Origin of the sequence: Legionella israelensis (assembly GCF_004571175.1) — a bacterium.
GTDB classification, from domain to species: Bacteria; Pseudomonadota; Gammaproteobacteria; order Legionellales; family Legionellaceae; genus Legionella_D; species Legionella_D israelensis.
In genome coordinates, this window is sequence record NZ_CP038273.1 from 1626581 (window position 1) to 1650811 (window position 24231).

Genomic DNA, 24231 nt, shown 5'->3' on the forward strand with positions numbered 1-24231 from the left:
CCGTGCCTAAAGCCTGTATTTTTCAGTAACCTCTGTCACTGCCGTAAAAAATTTAAAAAAACCTCGTTGAAATCATGACAAATTTAGCTTGTTTTTTTGAAAAAAGAAACCATATTATAAAACGCATCAGATTTTTATATCTTAACTTAAAGGAGGATGTTATGAATATAATACGACGTAGTCCATTTAACTGGCCAAGAGAGCTCAGCGCTTTTTTTGATCAATATTATCATCCTTTTGAAGATGATTCCTCCAACATTGAAACCAGTCTTTGGTCTCCTGCCGTAGATATCAAGGAGGAAACCGACAAATTTATCGTAAAAGCCGATGTGCCTGGCGTCAAAAAAGAAGACATTCAGGTATCGTTGGAAAATAATATGCTGACCATTAAAGGTGAGCGTGAACTGGAGAAAACAGAAGAAAAAAAAGGTTATACGCGCATGGAAAGGCTACAAGGAAAGTTTCATCGACGATTTAGTCTTCCCGATACGGCTGACAGCAACAACATTGAAGCAAAATGCAAAAATGGCGTATTGGAAATTACTATCCCTAAAAAAGAAGCTTCAAAACCTAAAACCATTAAAGTCAAAGTTGAAGATTAAGTATCGTGCTGACATAAAAAGCTTTGGCTTTTTATGTCAGATATACGTAAGAACTTAGTTGAGCTCGGCAATTAGCCATGTTTGATCCGTTTGTGCTGGCGTCAATGCTGAGGTTGAGCCTGTACCAAAACATAATCTAAAAGACAATCAAAGAAATGGTGCCGAGAAGAGGACTCGAACCTCCACGGGGTTTCCCCCACTAGCACCTGAAGCTAGCGTGTCTACCAATTCCACCACCTCGGCATGATGCGCTAAGTTACGAAATAATTCGTTAGCTGTCAATGACTATTTTACTCATGTTAAGCAGCTTCGTCTTTTTTGCATCTCTGGATGCATTTTGCAATTTTAAATGCTCATTTACTCCATCTGCGGGGTATGAGTATTTTAGTTTAACCGCAAGTATCCAACCAAAAAAATAGCTCCCGTTAGGTTCTATGTGCAGAGACTGAGAAGCTTAATCAATTCGCTGCCAATTTAACCTCAAGGCATTCGTAATAACAGATACAGAACTCAAAGACATCGCTGCTGCAGCTATCATCGGATTTAATAACACCCCAAAAAAAGGATAAAGCAAACCTGCGGCAAGAGGTATTCCCAGCGTGTTGTATATAAAGGCAAAAAAGAGGTTTTGACGAACATTACGCATGGTCAAAACAGACAAACGATAAGCCTTAGCCAAACCTTGTAAATCTCCGTGCAACAATGTCATTTCAGCGCTTTCAATAGCGACATCGGTTCCCGTACCCATAGCAATACCAATATCTGCTTTTGCCAAAGCAGGAGCATCATTTACTCCGTCACCGGCCATGGCAATCAATTTGTTTTTTTGTTGTAATTCAGACACAATTCGTTGCTTATCCTCCGGTAAAACCTCGGCAATCACCTCCCTGATTCCCAGACGAGATGCAACTGCCTTGGCACTTTTTACGTTATCTCCGGTTAACATAATGATTTCTATGCCTTGCTTTTGCAAAAAATCAAGAGCGGCCTGACTGCTTTCTTTAATCGGATCCTCTATGACAAACAGTGCTGCAGCTTTGCCATCAATAGCAAGAAAAAGGACTGTAGCACCCGACTCTCTGAGTAAACCCGCCCGCTCAAGCATTTTATCAGCTTCAACGTGATATTCGTTCATTAAACGCTCATTGCCTAAAACCACAGAACGTGAATCAATTTTCCCTGTTACTCCTCTGCCCGTATGTGCTTGAAAATCACTAACATCCGATAATTTAAGTTTTCTTTGCTTGGCTTGATTAACAATAGCTAATCCCAAAGGATGCTCACTTTGCCTTTCCAGAGAGGCAGCAATCATCAATGCGTCAATTTCAGAAAAATCTTGCAACGGCTCAATTTTCGTTAATGCCGGACGACCTTGCGTTAATGTTCCTGTTTTATCCAGCACAAGGGTAGTGATTTTCTCCATCGTTTCCAAAGCCTGAGCATTTTTTATTAAAACACCTGACTGCGCGCCTTTACCAATACCGACCGTGATGGACATGGGGGTCGCTAATCCCAAGGCACAAGGACAGGCAATGATCAGAACAGAGACAGCGGCAACCAGAGCAAAAGCATAGGCAGGTGGAGGACCCCATAAAACCCAGAGAATAAAGGCAAGGATCGCTATTAACAGGACAATTGGGACAAACCATCCTGATACTTGATCAGCAATTCTTTGTATCGAGGCACGGCTACGTTGTGCTTCCACCACCATTTTCACTATGCGCGCCAACATCGTTTCGCTGCCGACATGATCCGCCCGCATAACAAAGCTGCCGTTTTGATTCATGGTCGCGCCGATGACCGTATCGCCCTTATGTTTACTCACCGGCATCGGCTCACCGGTTATCATTGACTCATCAACATGACTTTGTCCTTCAAGTATTTCACCATCCACAGGAATTTTCTCACCAGGTTTTACCCGCAATCGATCACCGCCGACAATTTCATCCAATGGAACTTCAAATTCGTTTCCTTCCTCATCTATTTTACGCGCTGTTTCCGGAGCAAGACTCAATAAAGCACGAATCGCGCCTCCCGTTTTATTACGCGCTTTTAATTCAAGCACTTGTCCCAGCAACACCAATGTTGTAATTACTGCGGCCACCTCAAAATAAATGGCTACCTGACCATTCTCATTTTGAAAAGCCTGAGGAAACCAATATGGAAAAAGTGCAGCAATCATACTGTATCCCCAGGCCACAATAATTCCAATGGCAATGAGAGTAAACATGTTCAACTGCATGCTTTTAAAGGAATTAAATCCACGTTGCAAAAAGGGAAATCCGCACCATAAAACCACGGGAGTCGCCAGAATCAATTGAATCCAAACGGATAACTGGGGTGAAACAATGCCTGAGACCGTTTCTTCAAACATGGCCAGAATAAGAACCGGTAAACTTAAAACCAGAGCCAGCCAAAACCGTCGTCTCATATCAAGATATTCCGGATCCACTTCCATCTCTGCGGTAATGATTTCAGGTTCCAAAGCCATGCCGCAAATGGGGCAAAGCCCTGGAGAGGATTGCCGTACCTCAGGATGCATGGGGCAGATATAAACTGTATTTTCCTTGTGCTCTGATTTAGAGTGCTTGACTTCAGTCTTTGAATGATGATGACAGGAATGATTTTGACTCACTGTTTAACCCTCCTCCACAGAAAATGGAACACCTGCTTTCCTGATGCGCTCAACGACCCCTTTCCATTCTACTGAGTCTGGAGGGAGCTCGATCGCTATACATGATGTGTCGGATAAATCTGCTTCTCTTAATTGATAATATAGCTCATATGCGGCTTTTTGCGGTGCATGAGGAAAAGAGGAAAAATGTGCATGACTCACCGTGGAAGGCTTAGATTGGGCAATAACAAAGACCTGTTCAGAATGCTGCTGACAAAAAGCATTCAGCGTTTCTTTATTGCTGAAATAATATAAGGTTTTTTCCGGTTGATAATGACTCGCCAGTTTCCCTGGAACCCGTATCGTATTGTCGGGTTGATCGATAAGCTTTGACGATACCTTCATCAATTCCTTTTCGTTAATAATACCATGCCTTAAAATCGCATAACCTTCTTCGCTCGTAGCGTCAATAATGGTGGATTCAATCCCCACCTGACAACGCCCACCGTTTAAAATGGTCAGTGACTGATCTGGAAAAGACTGCTGGACATGGGCGGCTGTGGTCGGACTGACTTTACCAAAAGGATTGGCAGAAGGAGCCACCAGAGGCACTTCCAGCAATTTGAGTAATTCCTGAGTCAGCGGGTGGTCTGGACTGCGAATAGCAACTGTATTTTGTCCTGCAGTAATTAAAGGGTGAAAGCGATCCTCCTTAGCACGAAAGACCAATGTTAAAGGACCTGGCCAAAAGACTTGCATCAATGTTTTAGCATAATCGGGCAGATAAGCCACCCACTTGCTTAAATCCTCATTTTTTTCCACATGTACAATTAAGGGATGATTCAATGGCCGTTTTTTCATCGCAAATACTGAAGAAATTCCGGTTTCATTATTGATTAAGGCAGCAAGTCCATAAACCGTTTCAGTAGGAATGGCAACCGGCTTTCCACGTTGCAAATCATCAATGGCATATTGCAGATTGGTCGTAATAATGGTCATTGGATATCTCAATAAGAAAAACGACTTGACTATAGCAAGACTTCAACAAAACCCCAAGTCTGGAGCGGCGAAATTTGATTTAAAGATAAGCAGATAAGCTCATTAAAAATCATCAGCTAAGGCTCTTTATTCTCTTTTTGTCGAGCATGATGGACTAATCTTCCTTCATTCATTAAGATGAAACTACGCTCACATCAAAACATGTGTTATGGAATGAATGTTCTGCTTTCCTGTGCTGAAAAAATGGTTGATTACTGGTATGCCACTATTCCGAGAGCAAAACCTGACATAGACGCTTTAAAAAAAAGCAAAATCATTGCTCATCGAGGCGCTCATCACAAGCTTTCAGGCATTGTTGAAAATACCGATGCAGCGTTTAAACAAGCAGAACTCCTGGGCTGTTGGGGCATAGAATTCGACATTCGCGCTACTGCGGATGAAAAACTGGTGATAAATCATGACTCCACACTCAAGCGCCTTTGGAAGCATAATATCGCTATCAAAGATCTATTATTTAATGAACTCCGTCAGCTGGAACCTTCTATTCCTTTATTGTCCGAGGTTATTGCTCGCTATGGCCAATCGCTTCATCTCTTTATTGAGCTAAAAACTCCGTTTAATGCAGAAAAAGAGCTGGTTGAAGCATTAAAGCCACTTACCCCCTGTAAACATTATCATCTGCTGTCATTGGATGAGGCCGTTTTTTCTTCCCTGCAAACCATTCCCAGAAAAGCCATGATTTTAGTGCCCATGAGCAACAACACCAAAGAATTTTGCCAGCTAAGCATTGACAGAGGCTATGGAGGTGTTGCCGGGCATTATCTGTTGTTAACCAATAAATTAATCCGGCAAGTGCAATCGGCAAATCAACATGTAGGAGTCGGGATGATTGACTCTCGCTTTTCATTGTATCGGGAGGTTAAAAGAGAGATAAACTGGCTTTTTACCAACAATGCGCAAAAAATATGCTCTTTAATTTCAAAAGGGGGTTAAGCCGTTATTTTTTTCTCCATGGCCCTGGGAACAAGAAGTTCATTTCGCTGTACCACACTCCATGCAGCAAAAGCGATTGCACTGACGATTAAAGGCGGAAACCAGTATTTTCCCTGCATGATGGCCTGTTGAGCTATTGGCAAGGAGGCTGCACCAACGCTTGCGGCCAACCCCCAGGTTAAAGAGACACCGGTACAGCGAATATGTACAGGCAGCTGTAAATAAAGAAAATAATACATGGAAGCGCAGACAAGCGCATTCACCAAGGCATAACTACTTAAAAAGACAAACACGAAAAACACATTGCCATAAGCCGTGCTGTAAAACAAAGCAGGGGCGACAAAAATCATCAGCAGCATAGCTAACTTAAGCAGTCGACTGACTTGTTGGTCTTTATTCAAAAAGGCGATCGGCATTGCCAGCAATGCTGAGGTCAGTTGGGCGAGAGCCCCAGCCCAGATGCATTGATTTTTCGTCATCAACTTCATATCGATAGCAAAGGAAACCCAAAGTACATTGCACACATAGACGAAAACACTGACAAAAGCAGCGACTACCGCAATATTCAAGATGCCTTGCCAATAAAAAGCCCAGTGTTGGTGTAAAATGGACGAATCCTCTAAAAATTCCGGTGATTCCTCCAATTGTTTACGCAGACAGCATGTCATTAATGAGAGAAATCCCAGAAAAGCAAACATTAGCCGCCAGATCTGCTGAACATTAAGCCATTGCAGCAAAGCAGCAAGCGCTGCGCCTGCGAACATGCCTATTGCACCGGCTATGGCCATCAGGGAGCCGGCAAACAAACGATGTTGAGGGTAATGTTCCACGAGAAACATGGCGGAAGTGTTCATTTCTCCTCCCAGAGCAAGCCCTTGCCCGACTCGAAGCAACAGCAGCCCCCAGGCCGCCCAGATGCCAATCGTGGCATACTCGGGTAAAAAACAAATCCCTAAGGTGGATACTCCCATTAAAGCCGCTGAATACATCATGGGTTTTCGCCTACCGCTTCTATCGGCGCTTCGGCCAAACATCCAGCCGCCCAAAGGACGGGCAAGATAGGCGGCGGCAAAGACAGCAAAGCTTAACATTAAGCTTTGGGAGCTGGCAGGGAAAAATTGTACGGCAAACACTGATTTGGCCAGATAGAGATAAAGGCTGAAATCCATCCATTCCAGAAAAACCAGCATTAAAGCCAGGATTAAACCAGCCGGCTTCATGCGCCAGGTGCCGCCATTTTTTGAATATCTTTGCCAAGAGCGTGGATATCTTCAGCGGATTGAGGGCGTGAGAAAAACCAGTAGCTACCTGTTTCTTGTTTATGCAGGGCATTGGCAATAAAGGCCGTAAATACGACGGTTAATATATTGGCAATCACTTTCATTGTTTTTCTCAAATCCGGGTGACGGTCGATATTGACAGCCACTTGGACTTTTTCTTCAGCCGATTTAATCTCTTCTTCAAGGTTTGCTTTTTTATCTATCGTTTTATTATAAACGGCTTGATAGACATCTTTACGGTAGCCGTCTTCAACTTTTTCGAGCTCCTGAGTTTTATGAGGATCATCTTTTGACCGCTCTTTAAGTTGTTCCCATTCATCTTCGACCCGTGTGATCACCTCGCGAAGAAGAGTTGCTTTTGGGGTATTTTGAGCAGCAAGCTTCACAACCTCATTGTTTAATTCAAGGTCCTCTAAAATTTTTATTATTTTTAAGCGGTAGAGAAACTCGCGCGCTACGTTCTGTAAGTCCGTATTTTGAAACTTATTTATTTCCTCATAAAGGTTTTGATAAGTTTTCTCACCCGTCAAATATGTCAACAAAACGGAAAGCAATTTTTCTGTATTGCCTGAGTCCTCAAGACAGGGCACTCCCTTCATTAAAGGGATGAGCAGACGCAGCTCTCTACCCTCTTCTATTTTTAGTAATCTGGAATAAATGTTTTTATCTTTAATATTGACGACGTTACTTAAATAAGCAAAGGACTGCTTCAATGCCGTTATATCCTCTACTGAAAAAGCGGCATTTTTAAAGGTGGAAAAATCTTCTTCCTCGAAATAGGCCGCTAAGTCGAATTTATCAAAAAAATGAAGTAAACATTCTTTTTTTGCTTCTAATGGAGAGTTTATGATATCTATCAATTCATTCGGTAAATACTTATTCGCTTTGATTAACTTAACCACAGTATCAGCAAGCTCAGGTTCTTCATTCAAACGCTTAAGAATGATATCAAAATTCTTGACGAGCAAATCATTAACGAAAAAATACATGCATATTGTTTTAGCTTTTTCATTTTTTAGCTGATGGATTTTCTCTAATGTGTAGAAACTGCTATCAGACTCGACAATGCCTTCAATTGCCTCTTTATAACCCAAATCGCTCAATAACAGAACAGTGGTTCTGTATACCTCTGTGGTCAGGCAAAGCTTATATAAATCAGGCTTAACCTTGGAATCCAACAAAAGGCCTAAAACACGCAGTTTCTGCGCATCTTGACACAATATCAAAAGATCAAAATCTTCATAATTATGTTCCAAACAAAATCTAATGGTTGGATAAATAATTTCCGGGTTGCCATATTGTAGGAGTTTTTTTTCATAATTAAGAATTTCTTTAAAAAAAAGAGTCCAGAAGTTTATCTTTTCCTCGATTGCCTCACCTGGCAGCTTTGACAATAAATCAACAAAGACTGAACTGTCTTTAAAAATACGCTCCAGATCTTCTGCATAAGAAAGAAAAATCTCCTGCAGCCAAATTATTTTATTTTTGTCCAGTGGAGCCTCGAAGGCTAACAGACAGAGGACATCCACAATCCATCGATTATCACATTCCAACTCTGAAATGGTTTGCAGCCGATGAAAAAGCTCATTATCGTCCCTTCTCTTTTCCCATTTACTATAGATAGAATTAAATAAAGATGACTGCATCAAAAACCGCAAGAGGCCAAACTTACTTTCATCCTTAAGGCATTCCAGCAGGTGTTCATAGCTGTAACTGACTGAGCTAAACCTGGCAATAAAATCATTGTCTTTCAGAAGCGCCTGGTGTCTCTCATGAGTACCTGATTCATACAAGGCAATCAGTAATAACATGTAATGGTGATCGCGGTTTTCTTCTTTCGCTTTTATTAATCGTTGTGCTATCGCAGAATTTTGATCAAGGCAGTCTTCAAACAAAGAAGGGTGATATACTCTGCCATTGCTAGGCAAATTGAGCAAAATATCCAAAGCGCGAGAAGGCTTAAAAATGATATCAAGCGTTAACTCAGAATCTTCGATATATTGATTATATTCACCTCTTATTGCTCGATTTGAAGATGATGTCGCTATAAAAAACTGTATGCGTTCACTATTTAAATTAATGCAATTTTTTTTATCAATCAGGCGAGATATAAAACCTTTTATCAGATCTGAATGAACATGCTTAAGCAAAGGATTGCTTTTGACGTTCACTTTTTTCGATGCCGGATGCTTGGGGCTAAACTCGGAACTTTTTAAAAAAAAGAGCTTCCGTTCATTTGGAGCTTTTGTCACATCTGTGGCAAGTGCCATTAACCACTCATGAGGTTTATCCTTCCTATAAACCAAAGCAAAGCTCTTTAATTCATTGTCATCATCAAAATAAGCAAAATTAATCTTTACGAGCTGCGGATGATATTCCTCTATTGTTTCTTTTTTCTCCTGAAAAAAAGGATGTTCACCTAAAATCAGACGTAGATTAGCGCCATACATATCTCCCTGCGAGTAATATTGACGAGCTTCATTTGACTGATCTTTCCATGTTTTTTCAAATGTCTTTATATTTTCGGAGGTGGCAAACAAGTCAGAGCGAGGAATATCCTTCTCGATATCCTCATCAATTTTTTCTGGACTTTTTTCACTTTGTTTTACGAGCCAGCCTAAATTAAAAGCGGAAAAGAGCTCTTGGGCTTTACCTTCAAGAAAATAAGGCATAATGAATTTACCTTGAAAAATCAAAACAATTCATTATATCATTTTTTTGCCTAAGGCATAAAAATTTACAAAAAAGACTCAAGTGTATACACAAATGATAAGAATTATCTTTAACCTGTCATCTTGCTCCTTATAAGATGACAGGCTCAGGGCTTAATTTTTATGCATAGGGCAATTGACACCCACTTCTGCAAAAGCATCCATCACCGCCGTTTTATCCAAATCACGATCGATTGCTGCCTGTATCACTCCACAAGCGGCAAAATCATAATAGGCAATAGGGGACCAATAATTCATGTTGGCATCAACCATCACCTGAAACGCCTGCTGGACAGACCAGCCTGGTTTATGTGCCAGCAGATAAAAGGCCTTGTTAAATACTCCACTACTGAAATGCACATTCAAATCATCCGTATAATCACTGGCATGGGCTATAGACATACCATCTTTCGTAGGATCATCCATATAACGCAAAGGCTGAGCGCCTATCACTGCTTCGCGACCAATGGTCCAGTCTTCTCCATCCCAGTACCATGAGTAACTGCGACTTAAATAATCCTGTAGTGCAATGGCTGCCATATCAGAAAATGATTCGTTGATGCCTCCCGATTGACCTTCATAAAAAAGACCTGAGTGAATTTCAGTAAAGTTATGCGATAATTCATGGGCGATAACAGCTTGTGCTGGAGCTGTAAGAAAAATATCTCCATTACCAATCACAATTTGCTGATGAGCCAGCAGCTGGCCATTATAACGAATGGTAGGTATGGCAAAAGCATTGTCCATTCCTCCCAAATGGGTGTACGCCCTTAAAGGCAAATCATCACCTATCGGTTTATCAACACCATAGAGTGTTTGATACATCTCCAAGGTTTGCGCTGCAAAATACATGGTATCATTCACCGGAGAAAAGGAATAATTGACGGGGCCCGACGTATCGTCTGCATAATTTAAATATAAACTTTCCTCATTACAGGGATAGGAAAAAGCATGCAATTTATATATCTCTTCATCCGCTGTGCTGATGGGGAAAGCTTCATACCCGAGTTCTAAGTTTTGCAAGTTAATGACTTTGATGTCCGGAGTTTTAACGATACATCGGCCATCTTTAAGCATGACATCAAATTTACCTAAAGAGGGCAAGCCAGGAAGGGCGTCCCCGTGCTGAAACATTCCCATACGATAGGGGAGAGGAAATGCGTTACCGCCAAGTCCCTGGCCTATCTTTTCATAACGAATGGCATTCCATTGTTTCAAAATCTCACCATTGTTGGCATCAATGATGTAATTCGGAGCCTTTATAGGCAATGTTTTACTGTGCGTATAAAAGGAAAGGTGATAAGCCAGATGCGCTTTTTCACTTCTATCAATAAAAATAATTTTATCGATGGTTTTATATTTAATCGGCTCTTTTACTGAAGAGAGAATCTTTTTTTCAATGGTTTCTTCTGATAAAGCTGGATCCAGGCTTTTAATATCCTTTTCTATACCGGTAATATTGGTACCTGTAACGGTATCTTTAAGACCTGCTTTGGAATGAAATATCAGTTGATAGCCCCATACCGGAATACCTTTATAATAAATTTGATACCTGGCATGCTTGCCTTTATTCTCATGTGCTTGCTGAAGCTTTAATTGATAGTCATTTTGTTGTATATTAGGCACGGCTTTTAATAAACCATGCTTGACTGAAGGACTGGCTTGCTTAAACTGGGGTAAAGTCTGGCTCACTTCTCCCCAAACAATGCTTTCAGAAGCTGCGAAGGTTGTCGAAACAGATGCCCATGTGATAAAAAATGAAACCATTTGTTTTTTCATAGTATCATCCTGATCGTTAGACGAAATTTCATCGTGCAACAAAACGGAAAAAAAAACAATCCATTTCCGAGAAAAACAATCCATGAAACTGGTGGAAAATCCATTTGTAACCCGCTCCGGCCTGATAATAAAATGATAAAATGCAACTTCATAGGTGCTGGCCGTTTGGGTAAAAACCTTGCCCTGGCACTCAAGACAGCCAAACTCATCGAGATTGGCGGCCTATATAACCAGCATCCTGAAAGCACACGACAAACCGTTGAAATGTTGGGGGAAGGACAACCGGTTTTGAGCTTAAAAGACTTACCAGCTGCCGATGCTTATTTTCTTACGGTTCCAGATGATGTTCTGCCGAGTATGGTCAATCAACTTATTGATGCCAATATCGCACAAATTCAACATGGTTTTATCATCCATTGTAGCGGTGTACTGCCTTCAAGCATTTTATCTCCTTTCAAGTCGACAGGCTGCTCTGTAGCCAGCCTGCACCCCTTGAAAGCCTTTAAAAAGGGAGAATTGAAATCAGACAGTTTTTATCAGGTGGATTGCGTGTTGGAAGGAGACGCTAAGCCCTTGGACTGGTTAACGACTTGTCTGCAACAACTTAACGCCCGTATTCATTTTATTTCTGCAGAAGGCAAAACCGTTTACCATGCAGCAGCTGTTTTATCTTCCAATTACATGGTAACTTTGGCTGAGATGGCTACACGGCTCATGCAACAAACGGGAATTCAGCAAAATCAGGCTTATGCCATGATTTGCCGTTTGATGCAAAGCAGTCTGCATAATCTTACACAAAGCGAGTGCGCTCAAGATGCCTTGACAGGACCCATTTCGCGCGGCGATATTCAAACCGTTAAATTGCATTTGCAGGCTTTAATGGAGCCCGATATCACAAATCTTTATCGTGCAGGAGCTCAGGCCACCTTGCCGCTTGCAAAATTGCTTCCCGAGCAGAAGGAAGAATTCCTTAAGTTGCTTGAAAGCGTATAAACTCCCTCACAGCACTGTGGGAAGGGTTATTCCTTAGTGCTCACTTGCAAAGACGTTACGTTTTGCAATCCGCGTGGAAGCCTGTTTCCCCGCCGTCCCCTTTCTCCGCGATAATGTCGTAAGTCCGACTCCTTAAGACTGAAGTGGCGCTTGCCGGCATGGACTGTTAGCGTATCCTTTAGACTCATTAACTGAACATCCACGACATATTCTTCTCTTAAACGGGCTTTTGCCGAAATGATATTGATCAGTTTATTTCCCTTTCCCCTGGAAAGTTCTGGCAATTCCGTTAGCGAAAATACCAGCAGCCGGCCTACATTGCTCACACAGGCAATCCATACCTCATCATTTTCAGGCACCAATCGGGGCATTAAAATTCGGCTGTTTTCCGGCAATTTGATGCAAGATTTGCCATTACGATTTTTTACATATAAATCCTCTGTCCGAGCAACAAAGCCATAGCCTGCATCACTGGCCAACAAAATTCTTCTTCCAGGCTGACCGCTGATTAAAGCTTCAAACAACATACCGTCGGAAGGATTAAGCTTACCGGTTAGCGGCTCTCCCTGACCACGAGCGGAAGGTAGCGCGTGTCCTGGCAAGGAATACACTTTGCCCTCGCTATCAAAAAACAAAATGGGCTGATTGGTGCGGGCTGGAGTTTGTGTTTTAAATTCATCACCTGCTTTATAACTTAACTCTCGACCATCGATGTCGTGGCCTTTTGCGGCGCGTACCCAGCCTTTTTGCGATAAAACAACGGTAATGGTCTCATTCGGCAGGATGTCCTCTTCTCGTAAAGCCTGGGACTCCTCTCGTGCAATCAGAGGTGAGCGCCTGTCATCGCCAAAACGCTCGCGATCCTCGATAATTTCTTTCTTGAGCAGTTGCTTAAGTTTTTGCTCAGAAGCAAGCGTCGCCTGTAGCCTGTCGCGCTCACTGGATAAATCATCAAGCTCCGCTTTTAATTTGAATTCTTCAAGTTTTGCCAAATGCCTTAATTTCATCTCAAGAATAGCTTCTGCCTGACATTCGCTCAGATTGAAGCGAGAGATTAGCACAGGTTTTGCCTCATCATGTTCGCGTATAATGGCTATCACTTCATCGATGTTCAAGTAAGCTATGATTAAACCTTCAAGCACATGTATTCGTTCCAACACCTTTTGTAAGCGGTGTTGCAAACGTTTTTTTACGGTTGTAAGGCGAAACTGTAACCATTCCTTTAAAATGGTTAATAAATTTTTCACCTGCGGCTTGCCATCAAGACCTATCATGTTGAAGTTAACGCGATAGCTTTTTTCCAGATCGGTCGTTGCAAACAAATGTGACATCATGGCTGCTGTATCCACTCGATTGGATTTAGGAATGATCACCAGGCGAGTAGGATGTTCATGATCGGATTCATCACGCAGATCTTCAATCATAGGTAATTTTTTAGCCTGCATCTGTGCAGCTATCTGCTCGATGATTTTGGCCCCTGAGACTTGATAGGGAAGAGCGTGAATCACAATATTATTTTTTTCCTGCGTGTAAACAGCCCGCATTTTGATAGAACCCGTGCCTGATTCATACATCGATTGAATCGTTCTTTCAGGCGTTATTATTTCTGCTTTGGTAGGAAAGTCCGGGCCTTTAATGTAAGAGCACAGGGCAGCTACATCTGCATCAGGGTGATCCAGTAGATGAATACAGGCATTGACCACTTCTTTTAGATTATGAGGTAAAATATCAGAAGACATCCCCACTGCAATTCCTGTGGCTCCATTTAAAAGGACATTAGGAAGGCGCGCCGGCAGCAATGAAGGCTCCAGCAAACTGCCATCAAAATTATCAACCCAATCTACCGTACCTTGCTGTAGCTCAGCTAAAAGCATATCAGCATAAGCTGACAAGCGAGCTTCTGTATAACGCATGGCTGCAAAGGATTTCGGATCATCAGAAGAACCCCAGTTTCCCTGCCCATCTACAAAGGGATGGCGATAAGAAAAAGGCTGAGCCATGAGTACCATGGCTTCATAACAAGCCGTATCGCCATGTGGATGAAACTTACCTAAAACATCACCTACGGTGCGCGCTGATTTTTTATATTTTGCTGTGGCTTTCAATCCGAGCTCGGACATGGCGTAAATGATCCGCCTCTGCACAGGCTTCAAGCCATCAGCAATATGGGGCAAAGCGCGATCGAGAATCACGTACATGGAATAATCCAGATACGCCTTTTCTGTAAATTCCGTTAAAGGTTTTTGTTCCAATAGAACGTTTGTCATTTTAGAATCTTACTTCAAATGGTTATTGATTGTTATGCAGATTACTATCTATTCACCTCAATTTCAAAATCTCAGGCAAAGTCAGATTTTCGACATAGGGGTTGGGCTATCAATTTAAATCATTCAGCATTTCAGCAAAGACAAGGAGAATAGATAAAAAACACTGCAGACGATGAATATCGTCCACAGAATTTTCTTCCCCCTATTTGATTTTTTTACGTAATTTTTGAATAGCGCGTATCTGGGCCACAGCGCGGGTAAGTTCTGCCGCAGCCGTAGAATAATCAATTTCAGCATTTTTGTTGGCGATGGCTTCTTCAGCGCGTTTCTTGGCAGCAATGGCCGCTGCCTCATCGAGATCCGCAGCTCTTTCTGCAGTGTCGGCCAGTACCGTGACATAAAAAGGTTGTACTTCAAGCATTCCGCCAGAAATATAATACACTTCCTGCTGTCCTCCGGGGAGAGTCACCCGAACTTCACCGGGTTTAAGTACAGCAAGCAATGGAGCATGTCCAGGCGCTATGCCCAACTCGCCCAGCTCACCGGTAGCCACCACCATTTCGACAACACCGGAGAAAATCTCTTTTTCAGCACTAACAATATCCAGGTGTGTAGTTATTGCCATATCATCTTGCCTCATAAAGTTTTGGCTTTTGCAACGGCTTCCTCAATGCTGCCAACCATGTAAAAAGCTTGCTCAGGAAGATCATCGTATTCACCAGAGAGAATAGCCTGGAAGCCTTTGATGGTTTCCTTTAAAGGCACATACTTACCGGGTGCTCCGGTAAATACTTCGGCAACAAAGAAGGGCTGTGAGAGAAAACGCTGTATTTTTCTGGCACGAGTAACGACACGTTTATCATCTTCGGATAACTCATCCATACCAAGAATGGCGATGATGTCTTTCAACTCTTTATAACGCTGTAAAGTCTGTTGCACACGACGAGCTATACTGTAATGCTCCTCACCGACAACCAGAGGGTCCAGCTGACGGGAGGTTGAATCCAGTGGATCCACAGCAGGATAAATACCAAGCTCAGCAATTTGTCGTGACAGTACAACGGTCGCATCGAGGTGAGCAAAAGTCGTTGCCGGCGAAGGATCGGTCAAATCATCGGCAGGAACGTACACCGCCTGAATAGAAGTAATCGAGCCAGTTTTGGTTGAAGTAATACGCTCCTGCAGCATGCCCATCTCTTCAGCAAGTGTTGGCTGATAACCTACAGCCGATGGCATACGACCCAATAAGGCAGAAACCTCAACTCCAGCGAGCGTGTAACGATAAATATTGTCAATGAACAACAAAACATCACGGCCTTCATCACGGAATTTTTCCGCCATGGTCAAACCAGTTAACGCTACACGCAGACGGTTACCAGGTGGTTCATTCATCTGGCCATACACCAGTGATACTTTATCCAGTACGTTTGACTCTTTCATTTCATGATAAAAGTCATTACCTTCACGCGTACGTTCACCGACACCGGCAAACACAGAATAACCGCTGTGTTCAATGGCGATGTTACGGATGAGTTCCATCATGTTCACGGTCTTGCCCACACCGGCACCGCCAAAAAGCCCGACCTTACCGCCTTTAGCAAAAGGACAGAGCAAGTCAATCACTTTAATTCCCGTTTCAAGAATTTCCTGGCTGCCAGCTTGCTCTTCATAGCTTGGCGCCTCACGGTGTATAGACCAGTGTTCTTCTGATTCCACAGGACCGGCATCATCAACAGGATGTCCAAGAACATCCATGATTCGGCCCAACGTTTTTGTACCTACAGGCACTTTAATAGGTTCACCGGTGTTTTTCGCCTGTTCACCGCGTTTTAAACCATCGGTGGTTCCCATGGCAATCGTCCTTACCACTCCATCACCTAATTGTTGCTGAACCTCAAAAACCAAATCACCATCCACCAGTTTTAAGGCATCATATACTTTGGGAACGTTATCACGGGGGAACTCCACGTCAACAACAGGACCAATTACTTCTACCACTGTTCCTAGACTACTCATGTTTAACCCTCTTATAAAGCTTCTGCACCACCGACAATTTCTGCCAATTCCTGAGTAATAGCAGCCTGTCGGGCTTTATTATAAGCCAATTGAAATTCATTAATTAGTTCACCGGCATTATCGGTTGCACTTTTCATTGCAATCATTTTCGCGGCTTGCTCACAGGCAATATTTTCGACTACAGCCTGATAAACCTGTAATTCAATATAGCGCTCCAGTAATGCATCCAAAAGTTCCTTGGCATCGGGTTCATAAATGTAATCCCAATAATGCCCAAGTGTTTTCTTTTCTTCTTCGGCAACAGGTAACGGCAATAACTGCTTAACCAATGGCTTTTGCGTCATTGTGTTAACAAACTCATTATATATAATGTGTAAGGAATCGATTGTACCTTGGTAAAAAGCATCCAGCATTACACGAATAATGCCAATCAAATCTTTCACACCTGGATTGTCGCCGAGCTGGTCCGCTGAAGCAACAACATGTCCGCCGACGCGTTTAAAATAGGCTTGTCCTTTGCGGCCTATCACGCAAAGATCAATTTCCTTTCCGCTGCTCTGCCATGTATGCATAGTACGAATAGTCTCTCGCAGCAGATTTGAATTTAACCCACCACATAATCCCCGATCGGAAGTAATTACAATGAGTCCTACTCGTTTGATTTCACGTTCCATCATAAATGGGTGACGATATTCGGAAGCTGCTCGGGCAATGTGTTTCACCACATCATAAATTTTCGTAGCATAAGGCTTGGATGCGCGCATTCTGTCTTGTGTCTTGCGCATTTTGCTTGCAGCTACCATTTCCATTGCTCGAGTTATTTTTTGCGTGTTCTTTATACTCGCAATTTTCGAACGAATTTCTTTTGCTCCAGCCATATTTATATTTCGCCTGTTATGTATTCCCTGTCTGCTTATAACAGAGAGCGCTTGATTTAAAGGTTAAATCGAACCCTGAATGCTGATTACCAGCTTCCAGTGCGTTTGAACTCTTCAACCACCGTTTTCAGTTCGTTCTCAATGTCAGTGTTATAGTCCCCTGACTCATTTATTTTCTCCAGCAATGAGGCATGAGTGTTGTGCATATAATCATGCAGAGCCTTTTCAAAAGCACTGATTTCTGCCACCGGCACATCATCCAGGTATCCCTTTTCAACGATGAACAAGGAAACGGCCATTTCAGCTACCGACAATGGAGCATACTGTTTTTGTTTCATCAATTCAGTGATTCGCTGTCCGCGTTCTAATTGTTTGCGGGTTGTCTCGTCCAGATCTGAGGCAAACTGGGCAAAGGCCTCCAACTCTCTGAACTGAGCCAAAGCAAGACGTGTACCACCACCGAGTTTTTTCATGATTTTTGTTTGGGCAGCCCCTCCCACACGCGAGACGGATAAGCCGGAATTAATCGCTGGACGAATACCAGAGTTAAATAAATCAACATCCAAGAAAATCTGTCCATCGGTAATGGAAATGACGTTGGTAGGTACGAAAGCGGAGACGTCTCCGGCCTGTGTTTCGATGATGGGCAGTGCAGTCAAAGAGCCTGTCTTGCCGACAACTTCGCCGTTCGTTAATTTTTCCACCTCTTGTGCATTGATTCGTGCAGCACGCTCAAGCAAACGGGAATGCAAATAAAAGATATCACCAGGGTAAGCTTCACGACCTGGCGGACGTCGCAGTAATAATGAGATTTGTCGATAAGCCCAGGCTTGCTTGGTCAGATCATCATAAACGATCAAGGCATCTTCGCCACGCTCCATAAAATACTCACCCATGGAGCAGCCGGCATAGGGGGCAATAAACTGCAGAGCAGCAGAATCGGAAGCACCGGCTACTACTACAATCGTATGCTCCATAGCACCATGCTCTTCAAGCTTTCGTACGATTGCCGCAATTGAAGAAGCTTTCTGTCCGATAGCCACGTAAATGCAGGTCACACCTGTGCCTTTTTGGTTAATAATGGCATCGACTGCAATGGCTGTTTTTCCTGTTTGTCTATCACCGATGATTAACTCTCGCTGACCACGGCCGATAGGTATCATGGCATCCACGGCTTTTAAGCCAGTCTGCACTGGTTGATCGACGGATTTTCGGCTAATGACGCCAGGCGCCACTTTTTCGATAGGAGACATCTTTTCAGCCTTAATGGGGCCTTTTCCATCGATAGGATTACCCAGTGCATCTACAACTCTACCCAGAAGCGCTCTACCCACAGGAACTTCCAGAATGCGACCAGTGCATTTACCTTTATGTCCTTCTGAAAGATTTGAATAGTCACCAAGAATGACCGCTCCTACCGAATCTCTTTCAAGGTTCAGAGCCAAACCGTAGACACCGCCAGGAAATTCTATCATCTCGCCCTGCATCACGTCGGCCAAACCGTGCAAACGCACGATACCATCTTTAAGACTTACAATCGTTCCCTCGTTTCTTGCTTCAGAAACAACTTTAAATTCCTCAATTTTCTTTCTGATTAATTCGCTGATTTCAGAAGGATTTAATGCTTGGTCTGTCATGAACTCTATCCTCTATATTAAGCGGTCAAGTCGGCTTTCAGCTTGTTTAGCTTACCCCGCACTGAACCATCTATAACTAAATCACCGGCATAAATTATCGCACCACCTAGAATGGATGGATCAATTTTAGTATTTAAACTGACTTTACGCTGTAATCGCTGGCTCAATGATTTGCCCAATTGCTGTAGTTGGCTATCACTCGGTTTTGAAAAACTGACGATGTCGACTGACAATGTTTTTTCCTGCTCCGCTCTGTACATCTCATATAGAACCTTAATATCAGGTAATAGCAGCAGCCGTTTATTATGCGCCAGAAGACAAAGGAGATTGTGGATAGCCTGTAAGTCGCTTTCATTGGAGTATTTATCACGCACCACTGTCATTAATAACTCAATCCGCTGCTCATCTGTTGCTTCCGGATTTGAGATGAAGTCAGCAGCTTCCTGCAGTGTGGCTGATTCTGCTAAAACATGTAATATTTTGGACCACTCAGGCAATTTATTTTTATCCAATGCATGCTCAAAAATGGCTTTTGCATAGGGTCGTGCTATCGTCGTGCTATCGGACATATTAAATCTCTTCAATCAGGTTATCCAGCAATGCACTGTTCGCTTTCGCATCAATTTGTTTATTAAGAATTTTTTCAGCACCGGCAACAGCAAGACTGGCCACTTGTTTTCGCAAACTATCCTTTGTCTGATTTATTTCCTGAAGCAATTGCTCATGAGCTATTTTCATCTGAGCCTGTGCTTCAAGCTTTGCATCTTCTTTAGCTTCTTCAATAATCTGTGACGCGCGCTTGTTTGCTTTTTCAATGATTTCTGCAGCCTGTGCCTTAGCTTCCTTTAAATCGTTATTGATACGATGTTGCGCTAGTTCCAGTTCTTTACGTCCACGCTCGGCAGCCGATAAACCATCCGCAATTTTATCCTGACGTTCTTGCAAAGCCTTTTCCAATGGAGGCCAAACCAGTTTCATGGTGAACCATACAAATGCAGCAAAGACCAGCATTTGAACGACCAATGTCAGATTTATATCCAAGGTAGTATCTCCTGTAACATTTAGGGCGACAAGCGCCCAGATCAAGTGTTATCAAGAACCCAGATTTGTTAAAAATGGATTTGCAAAGGTAAAGAACAAGGCAATACCCACACCAATCATGGTCACGGCATCCAATAAGCCGGCAACAATAAACATTTTTACCTGCAGCATGGGTACCATTTCGGGCTGACGGGCGGAACCTTCAAGAAACTTACCGCCAAGCAATCCAAAGCCAATGGCTGTTCCCAATGCGCCTAATCCAATCAATAAAGCAACCGCTATAACGGTCATACCTTGTACTTGTGCTATTAAATTTGCAGCTTGCATATATATCCCCTTTATGGACAAATGATAAAAATGAAATTTTATTAATGCTCTTCGTGGGCCAAACTAAGATAAACTATTGTCAACACCATGAAAATAAACGCCTGTAACGTGATCACCAGAATATGAAAGATTGACCAAGCCAAAGCCAATAAAAACTGAGCTGTACCTAAGGTCAAATTCGCTACCAGTGAGGAAGATGCAGCGTTTAAAGTAAGTAAGGCTATCAAAATAAATATCAATTCGCCAGCATATAAATTACCAAAAAGACGCAAAGCCAATGATATGGGTTTTGCAATTAAGCCCACAAGCTCAAGAAGAAGGTTAAAAGGTATAAAAAGTGGGTTATTAAAAGGTTGTAATGTTAATTCTTTAACAAAGCCTTTCATCCCTTTAATTTTTATACTGTAGAAGATAATAAGTAAAAAAACAGACAAAGATAGTGCAAATGTCAGATTTAAATCGTTTGTAGGTACGACTTTCAAATAATGCAATCCCATCAATTGTGCGATATCAGATAATAAATCGACAGGAACGATATCCATAAAATTCATCAAAAAGACCCACATAAATATAGTGAGCGCAAGCGGGCCTATTAACTTGTTACGCCCATGAAAACAATCCTTTACCTGACCATCAGCAAACTCAAGCATCAACTCAGCGAAATTCTGTAACTTACCAGGAACTCCGGTAGATACTCTGCGCGCACCGGCATACATTAAGAAAATGACAATTAGTCCCAGAACAAAGGAAAAAAAGAGGGTATCCAGATTAAGGGTCCAGAATCCACCATTACCACCCAGCTGCATATTCTTCAAATCGAATGTCAGATAGGTTAAGTGATGTTTAATATAATTTGTGCTTGATACCATTTCAGTCACTTTCTGGCCTATTGTATTTGTTAATGACAACCCAAGGCGCAAACCAATGTGACATTTGCACCAATATATAGGTGATAAAAAACGCTAACGGTTTGATATCGCACATTATAAACACTGTGGCAAACAAAACAATAGACATTGCTATTTTTAGTGCCTCAGCTTTATAGAAACTATGAACGATCTTTTTCGCTGCACGTGCCCCCTGATACTTGAATGCCTGACCCGCAAAGATGACATTTGGAATAATACAAACCAAGCCGCCCAGCATTGAGGAGTAGGCCGCATTCAATCCATCAGTTACAAACCATATCGCAGCCATGATCAAAGTAAGTACTGCTTGGATTAAAAATACACGTACTACGATCTGTGCACGATATTGTTTTCTCACATTGCACCTAATTTCTAACGCGCGAATTATAAGTTAATCCTTATCAATTAGCAACGGCAGAATATTATTTAACCAACTATAATTACTAAAAAAGAATATAAATTGCACATATTAAATATTAATTTGCCATTAATTACGAAATAAGGAAGGTTTTATGTCCGAAAAAGCTCAACGAACCGTTGCAAGTCTGCGAGAAAAAATGCTTCATCGTTATGGAGATGGGTATCAACACAAGCATGATAAAAGCCATCATCCTTATCGAAAACATTATCCCTCCCATCCTTGCAATAGTACAAGGAATATGAATGAAATGGCTCCTTCTTCAAACTCAACTGGTTTATTAAAAAAATATAAATTGCGAAAAATCCGAAAACGACTGGATAAAGGCCATTTCCACTGATAAGATTAATTAATCCTCCAGGTTAGCCACTTCCTGGTCCGGACGGATGAAAAACGGCCTGATGCTCATCAGGCCACCAACTTATCCTGGTATGTATAATATTTCAATATTCTTACAACCTTCTTGACACCGGAAGTATGTCTTGCAATAGTGGTTACTTTTTGGGCCTGATTTGGCCTGACATCCCCCATGATAAAGACAACCGCATCGGCAGTCACAATTTTAAATGCATTTGGATTAATCTCGCTGTCGGCTATAATCTGACTGCGGATTTTAGCCGTTATCCAGCTGTCATAGGCACGTTGAGGTAAGCTGTCGGCCAGTCTGAGCAAATTAAAAAAGCGTCGATATCCTCCGATCTGCTCAACACGTAACTGGGCTTCCTCACGCAGCTTCTGTGTAGGAACATGTCCAGCCAGTAACACATCACCATTAAAGACGGCCACATCAACAGAACAGACAGATGATTTGAACGCCTTGTCATGAAAAAGCGCACGATTCACTTTGGTGCTCAAATGATAGTCATTGAATTTTTTATAAATATTATGTCGATCATAAATAAGGTTGGCACCGGTCCACACAGTGCCTAAACAGCCATTTAAAACTCCACAAACCATGACCATGGTAATAAAACATCCATATTTATACATAGGTGTCTAGTACCTCTTTCTGTAAAAGGGCGAGGCATTAACGAATATATTGGAAAATTTTAACAACCTTGCGAACTCCTTCCACGCGCCTGGCCACGTCAACGGCAAGATTCGCCTGTTGTGGCGTTACGATGCCCATCAGATAAACCACTCCATTTTCCGTTACAATACGAATTGAACCCGAACGCAATCCTTTTTTAACCAGCATCTGGCTTCGTATCTGACCTGTAATCCAACTATCGAGTGTACGTTGAGAGTAGGGAACTGGTTCATTGATGCTGATCTCATTATATACACGATAAACATCCGGTGCATTTCGGGCAATTTTTTCAGCCTTAACGCGCAATGAGGCGGAAGGGGTTTGCCCAACGAGCAAAACCACGCGATTAAAACTGGTCACCAGTATCCTTGAGTCGGCGAATTGCGGATCTTTTACAATATCCGTGCGCGTTTGGTGAAAAATACGAGCGTCCTGTTCAATTGTTGAAACATCCCGTCTATCGTAGACAATCATGCCGGCAGCTGCTCCGGCAACGACAGCAACAAGGCAACCTGTGAGCAACACACAGGTAAAGAGCAAGAGCAAATGTTTTATTTTCACGGTTTATCCTGATACCTGACCAAACAATGCCTGATCGATAAGATTACAAAAACAATGCAATATAAATAAATGCACTTCTCGAATTCTCGCCGGATTATCAGCACTGACACGTAATTCAATATCTTCCGGTCCAAGATGATTGGCGAGGACTCCACCATCCCGACCACTCATAGCTATGGTATCCATGCCTCTTTCATCAGCGGCATGAAGAGCGTTGAGCATGGTGTTGGAATTACCCGAGGTCGTTAAAATTAAAAGGACGTCGCTTTCCTGGCCAAAAGCAAGAATTTGTCGGGCAAAAACCTGCTCATATTTATTATCATTGGCAAAAGAAGTCAAAGACGATAACTCAGAGCATAAATTAATCACGGGTAATGAAGGACGCTCCACTTCAAAATGATTCAGCATGGAAGCAGAAAAATGCATGCAGTTTGCAGTAGAACCGCCATGACCACAAATTAAAATTTTACCATCATTCAAAAGACAATCAATCAGTCTCTGAGCGGCCTTGCCAATGGATTCAGACAAATGATCAGCCGCAAGTATTTTTGTTTCAATACTGACACCAAAAAGATGTTTAACCCGTTCTACCGTTTGCCCCATATTCACTGTTTACCTCTCATTTCGATCTATTTCATTACTCAGTTACTCATGTTACGCAGCACAGTATTTTTTAGAAGATTTGGACGCATTTTGAAATTTTAAAGCGCAGTTTACATGGAGTAAATGAGCATTTAAAATTTCAAAATGCGTCCAAAAATGCAAAAAAGACGAAGCTGCGAGTCAGTTATTTAATTCACAGAAAATGCGTCCTTAATCCAGTTTAATTTCGGTGGCTCGCCATCAAAACTGACGACATCAAAACGTAAAGGATACTTTTCAGCTATGTTTTTTACCATTAAAAAATGGCGGGCAGCATGGATAATTTTCTGTTGTTTGCCATAGGTAATGCTCGCAATGGCCCCACCATATTGACAAGACTTCCTGGCTCTGACTTCAATAAATACAATAGAGTCTCCATCTTGCATAATCAGATCAATTTCCCCAAATCGACAGCTGTAATTGCGTGCAAGCTTTCTGAGCCCTTTAGTGGTTAAAAAATGTTCTGCCAGACGTTCTGCCCTTTCACCTTCTTTTTTAGTATTTGCTATTATGTTTTTCTTCACCAGGTAAATTC

23 protein-coding genes and 1 tRNA gene are annotated in these 24231 nt (G+C 42.2%); 4 read left to right on the forward strand and 20 right to left on the reverse strand.

Annotated features, from left to right (window positions below):
* The first annotated feature begins 161 nt into the window (after positions 1 to 161).
* Positions 162 to 602 carry an Hsp20/alpha crystallin family protein gene (locus tag E4T55_RS07260; RefSeq protein WP_058503091.1) on the forward strand — a complete coding sequence of 147 codons (441 nt, stop codon included), beginning with the start codon at positions 162 to 164 and terminating at the stop codon, positions 600 to 602.
* A 156-nt stretch (positions 603 to 758) separates the two neighbouring features.
* Here E4T55_RS07260 and E4T55_RS07265 read toward each other — a convergent pair.
* The 3 genes from E4T55_RS07265 to E4T55_RS15190 form a co-directional block, all read right to left on the reverse strand.
* Positions 759 to 845 (reverse strand) — tRNA-Leu (locus E4T55_RS07265).
* 211 nt (positions 846 to 1056) lie between these two features.
* Positions 1057 to 3237: a copper-transporting P-type ATPase gene (locus E4T55_RS07270; RefSeq protein WP_058503061.1), complete on the reverse strand. Its 2181-nt coding sequence runs from the start codon at positions 3235 to 3237 to the stop codon at positions 1057 to 1059.
* Between the two features lie 3 nt (positions 3238 to 3240).
* Positions 3241 to 4215: an L-threonylcarbamoyladenylate synthase gene (locus tag E4T55_RS15190; protein ID WP_058503062.1), complete on the reverse strand. Its 975-nt coding sequence runs from the start codon at positions 4213 to 4215 to the stop codon at positions 3241 to 3243.
* A gap of 213 nt (positions 4216 to 4428) precedes the next feature.
* On the opposite strand from E4T55_RS15190, the gene E4T55_RS07275 reads away from it, so the two are divergent.
* Positions 4429 to 5208 (forward strand): glycerophosphodiester phosphodiesterase, encoded by a 780-nt coding sequence (locus E4T55_RS07275; protein ID WP_058503063.1) that lies wholly within the window; start codon positions 4429 to 4431, stop codon positions 5206 to 5208.
* Here E4T55_RS07275 and E4T55_RS07280 read toward each other — a convergent pair.
* The 3 genes from E4T55_RS07280 to E4T55_RS07290 form a co-directional block, all read right to left on the reverse strand.
* Positions 5205 to 6428, reverse strand: coding sequence for an MFS transporter (locus E4T55_RS07280; RefSeq protein WP_058503064.1), 1224 nt, complete (start codon positions 6426 to 6428; stop codon positions 5205 to 5207). The two genes, E4T55_RS07275 and E4T55_RS07280, sit on opposite strands and share 4 nt — an antisense overlap.
* Positions 6425 to 9160 (reverse strand): hypothetical protein, encoded by a 2736-nt coding sequence (locus E4T55_RS07285; protein WP_131780734.1) that lies wholly within the window; start codon positions 9158 to 9160, stop codon positions 6425 to 6427. The genes E4T55_RS07280 and E4T55_RS07285 overlap by 4 nt, the downstream gene beginning before the upstream one ends.
* Positions 9161 to 9313: 153 nt before the next feature.
* Positions 9314 to 10978 carry a M4 family metallopeptidase gene (locus tag E4T55_RS07290; protein ID WP_058503066.1) on the reverse strand — a complete coding sequence of 555 codons (1665 nt, stop codon included), beginning with the start codon at positions 10976 to 10978 and terminating at the stop codon, positions 9314 to 9316.
* A 132-nt stretch (positions 10979 to 11110) separates the two neighbouring features.
* On the opposite strand from E4T55_RS07290, the gene E4T55_RS07295 reads away from it, so the two are divergent.
* A complete protein-coding gene (locus tag E4T55_RS07295) occupies positions 11111 to 11971 on the forward strand; it encodes a Rossmann-like and DUF2520 domain-containing protein (protein ID WP_058503092.1) in 861 nt (286 codons plus the stop codon).
* A gap of 26 nt (positions 11972 to 11997) precedes the next feature.
* Here E4T55_RS07295 and parC read toward each other — a convergent pair whose 3' ends face one another.
* The 10 genes from parC to E4T55_RS07345 all read right to left on the reverse strand — a co-directional run bounded on the left by parC (position 11998) and on the right by E4T55_RS07345 (position 21403).
* Positions 11998 to 14238 carry a DNA topoisomerase IV subunit A gene (gene parC / locus E4T55_RS07300; RefSeq protein ID WP_058503067.1) on the reverse strand — a complete coding sequence of 747 codons (2241 nt, stop codon included), beginning with the start codon at positions 14236 to 14238 and terminating at the stop codon, positions 11998 to 12000.
* A gap of 202 nt (positions 14239 to 14440) precedes the next feature.
* On the reverse strand, positions 14441 to 14863 hold the full coding sequence (locus tag E4T55_RS07305) for a F0F1 ATP synthase subunit epsilon (protein WP_058503093.1): 423 nt from the start codon (positions 14861 to 14863) through the stop codon (positions 14441 to 14443).
* Between the two features lie 11 nt (positions 14864 to 14874).
* The gene (atpD, locus tag E4T55_RS07310; RefSeq protein WP_058503068.1) at positions 14875 to 16254 is read right to left on the reverse strand and encodes a F0F1 ATP synthase subunit beta; all 1380 of its coding nucleotides are present in this window, start codon (positions 16252 to 16254) and stop codon (positions 14875 to 14877) included.
* Positions 16255 to 16265: 11 nt separating this feature from the next.
* Entirely contained in the window at positions 16266 to 17132 is an 867-nt protein-coding gene (gene atpG / locus E4T55_RS07315; RefSeq protein ID WP_058503069.1) for a F0F1 ATP synthase subunit gamma, read from the reverse strand.
* An 86-nt stretch (positions 17133 to 17218) separates the two neighbouring features.
* Positions 17219 to 18769: a F0F1 ATP synthase subunit alpha gene (gene atpA / locus E4T55_RS07320; RefSeq protein WP_058503070.1), complete on the reverse strand. Its 1551-nt coding sequence runs from the start codon at positions 18767 to 18769 to the stop codon at positions 17219 to 17221.
* Between the two features lie 17 nt (positions 18770 to 18786).
* On the reverse strand, positions 18787 to 19338 hold the full coding sequence (locus tag E4T55_RS07325; RefSeq protein ID WP_058503071.1) for a F0F1 ATP synthase subunit delta: 552 nt from the start codon (positions 19336 to 19338) through the stop codon (positions 18787 to 18789).
* A gap of 1 nt (position 19339) precedes the next feature.
* A complete protein-coding gene (locus E4T55_RS07330) occupies positions 19340 to 19810 on the reverse strand; it encodes a F0F1 ATP synthase subunit B (protein WP_058503072.1) in 471 nt (156 codons plus the stop codon).
* 51 nt (positions 19811 to 19861) lie between these two features.
* The gene (gene atpE / locus E4T55_RS07335; RefSeq protein ID WP_058503073.1) at positions 19862 to 20137 is read right to left on the reverse strand and encodes a F0F1 ATP synthase subunit C; all 276 of its coding nucleotides are present in this window, start codon (positions 20135 to 20137) and stop codon (positions 19862 to 19864) included.
* Between the two features lie 41 nt (positions 20138 to 20178).
* Complete coding sequence (gene atpB, locus E4T55_RS07340) at positions 20179 to 21006, reverse strand: F0F1 ATP synthase subunit A (RefSeq protein WP_082636597.1); 828 nt, start codon at positions 21004 to 21006, stop codon at positions 20179 to 20181.
* Between the two features lies 1 nt (position 21007).
* Positions 21008 to 21403: a F0F1 ATP synthase subunit I gene (locus tag E4T55_RS07345; RefSeq protein ID WP_058503074.1), complete on the reverse strand. Its 396-nt coding sequence runs from the start codon at positions 21401 to 21403 to the stop codon at positions 21008 to 21010.
* Positions 21404 to 21557: 154 nt separating this feature from the next.
* On the opposite strand from E4T55_RS07345, the gene E4T55_RS07350 reads away from it, so the two are divergent.
* Positions 21558 to 21803, forward strand: coding sequence for a hypothetical protein (locus E4T55_RS07350; RefSeq protein WP_058503075.1), 246 nt, complete (start codon positions 21558 to 21560; stop codon positions 21801 to 21803).
* A 68-nt stretch (positions 21804 to 21871) separates the two neighbouring features.
* Here the strand turns inward: E4T55_RS07350 and E4T55_RS07355 are convergent, their stop codons facing one another.
* From E4T55_RS07355 to E4T55_RS07370, 4 genes are all read right to left on the reverse strand, one after another.
* Positions 21872 to 22453 (reverse strand): BON domain-containing protein, encoded by a 582-nt coding sequence (locus E4T55_RS07355; RefSeq protein WP_065236029.1) that lies wholly within the window; start codon positions 22451 to 22453, stop codon positions 21872 to 21874.
* A gap of 37 nt (positions 22454 to 22490) precedes the next feature.
* Complete coding sequence (locus tag E4T55_RS07360; RefSeq protein WP_058503076.1) at positions 22491 to 23054, reverse strand: BON domain-containing protein; 564 nt, start codon at positions 23052 to 23054, stop codon at positions 22491 to 22493.
* A gap of 3 nt (positions 23055 to 23057) precedes the next feature.
* Positions 23058 to 23657, reverse strand: a complete 600-nt coding sequence (locus E4T55_RS07365; RefSeq protein ID WP_058503077.1) for a D-sedoheptulose-7-phosphate isomerase — start codon at positions 23655 to 23657, stop codon at positions 23058 to 23060.
* A 188-nt stretch (positions 23658 to 23845) separates the two neighbouring features.
* Positions 23846 to 24220 carry a YraN family protein gene (locus E4T55_RS07370; RefSeq protein ID WP_223168272.1) on the reverse strand — a complete coding sequence of 125 codons (375 nt, stop codon included), beginning with the start codon at positions 24218 to 24220 and terminating at the stop codon, positions 23846 to 23848.
* Positions 24221 to 24231 lie beyond the last annotated feature (11 nt).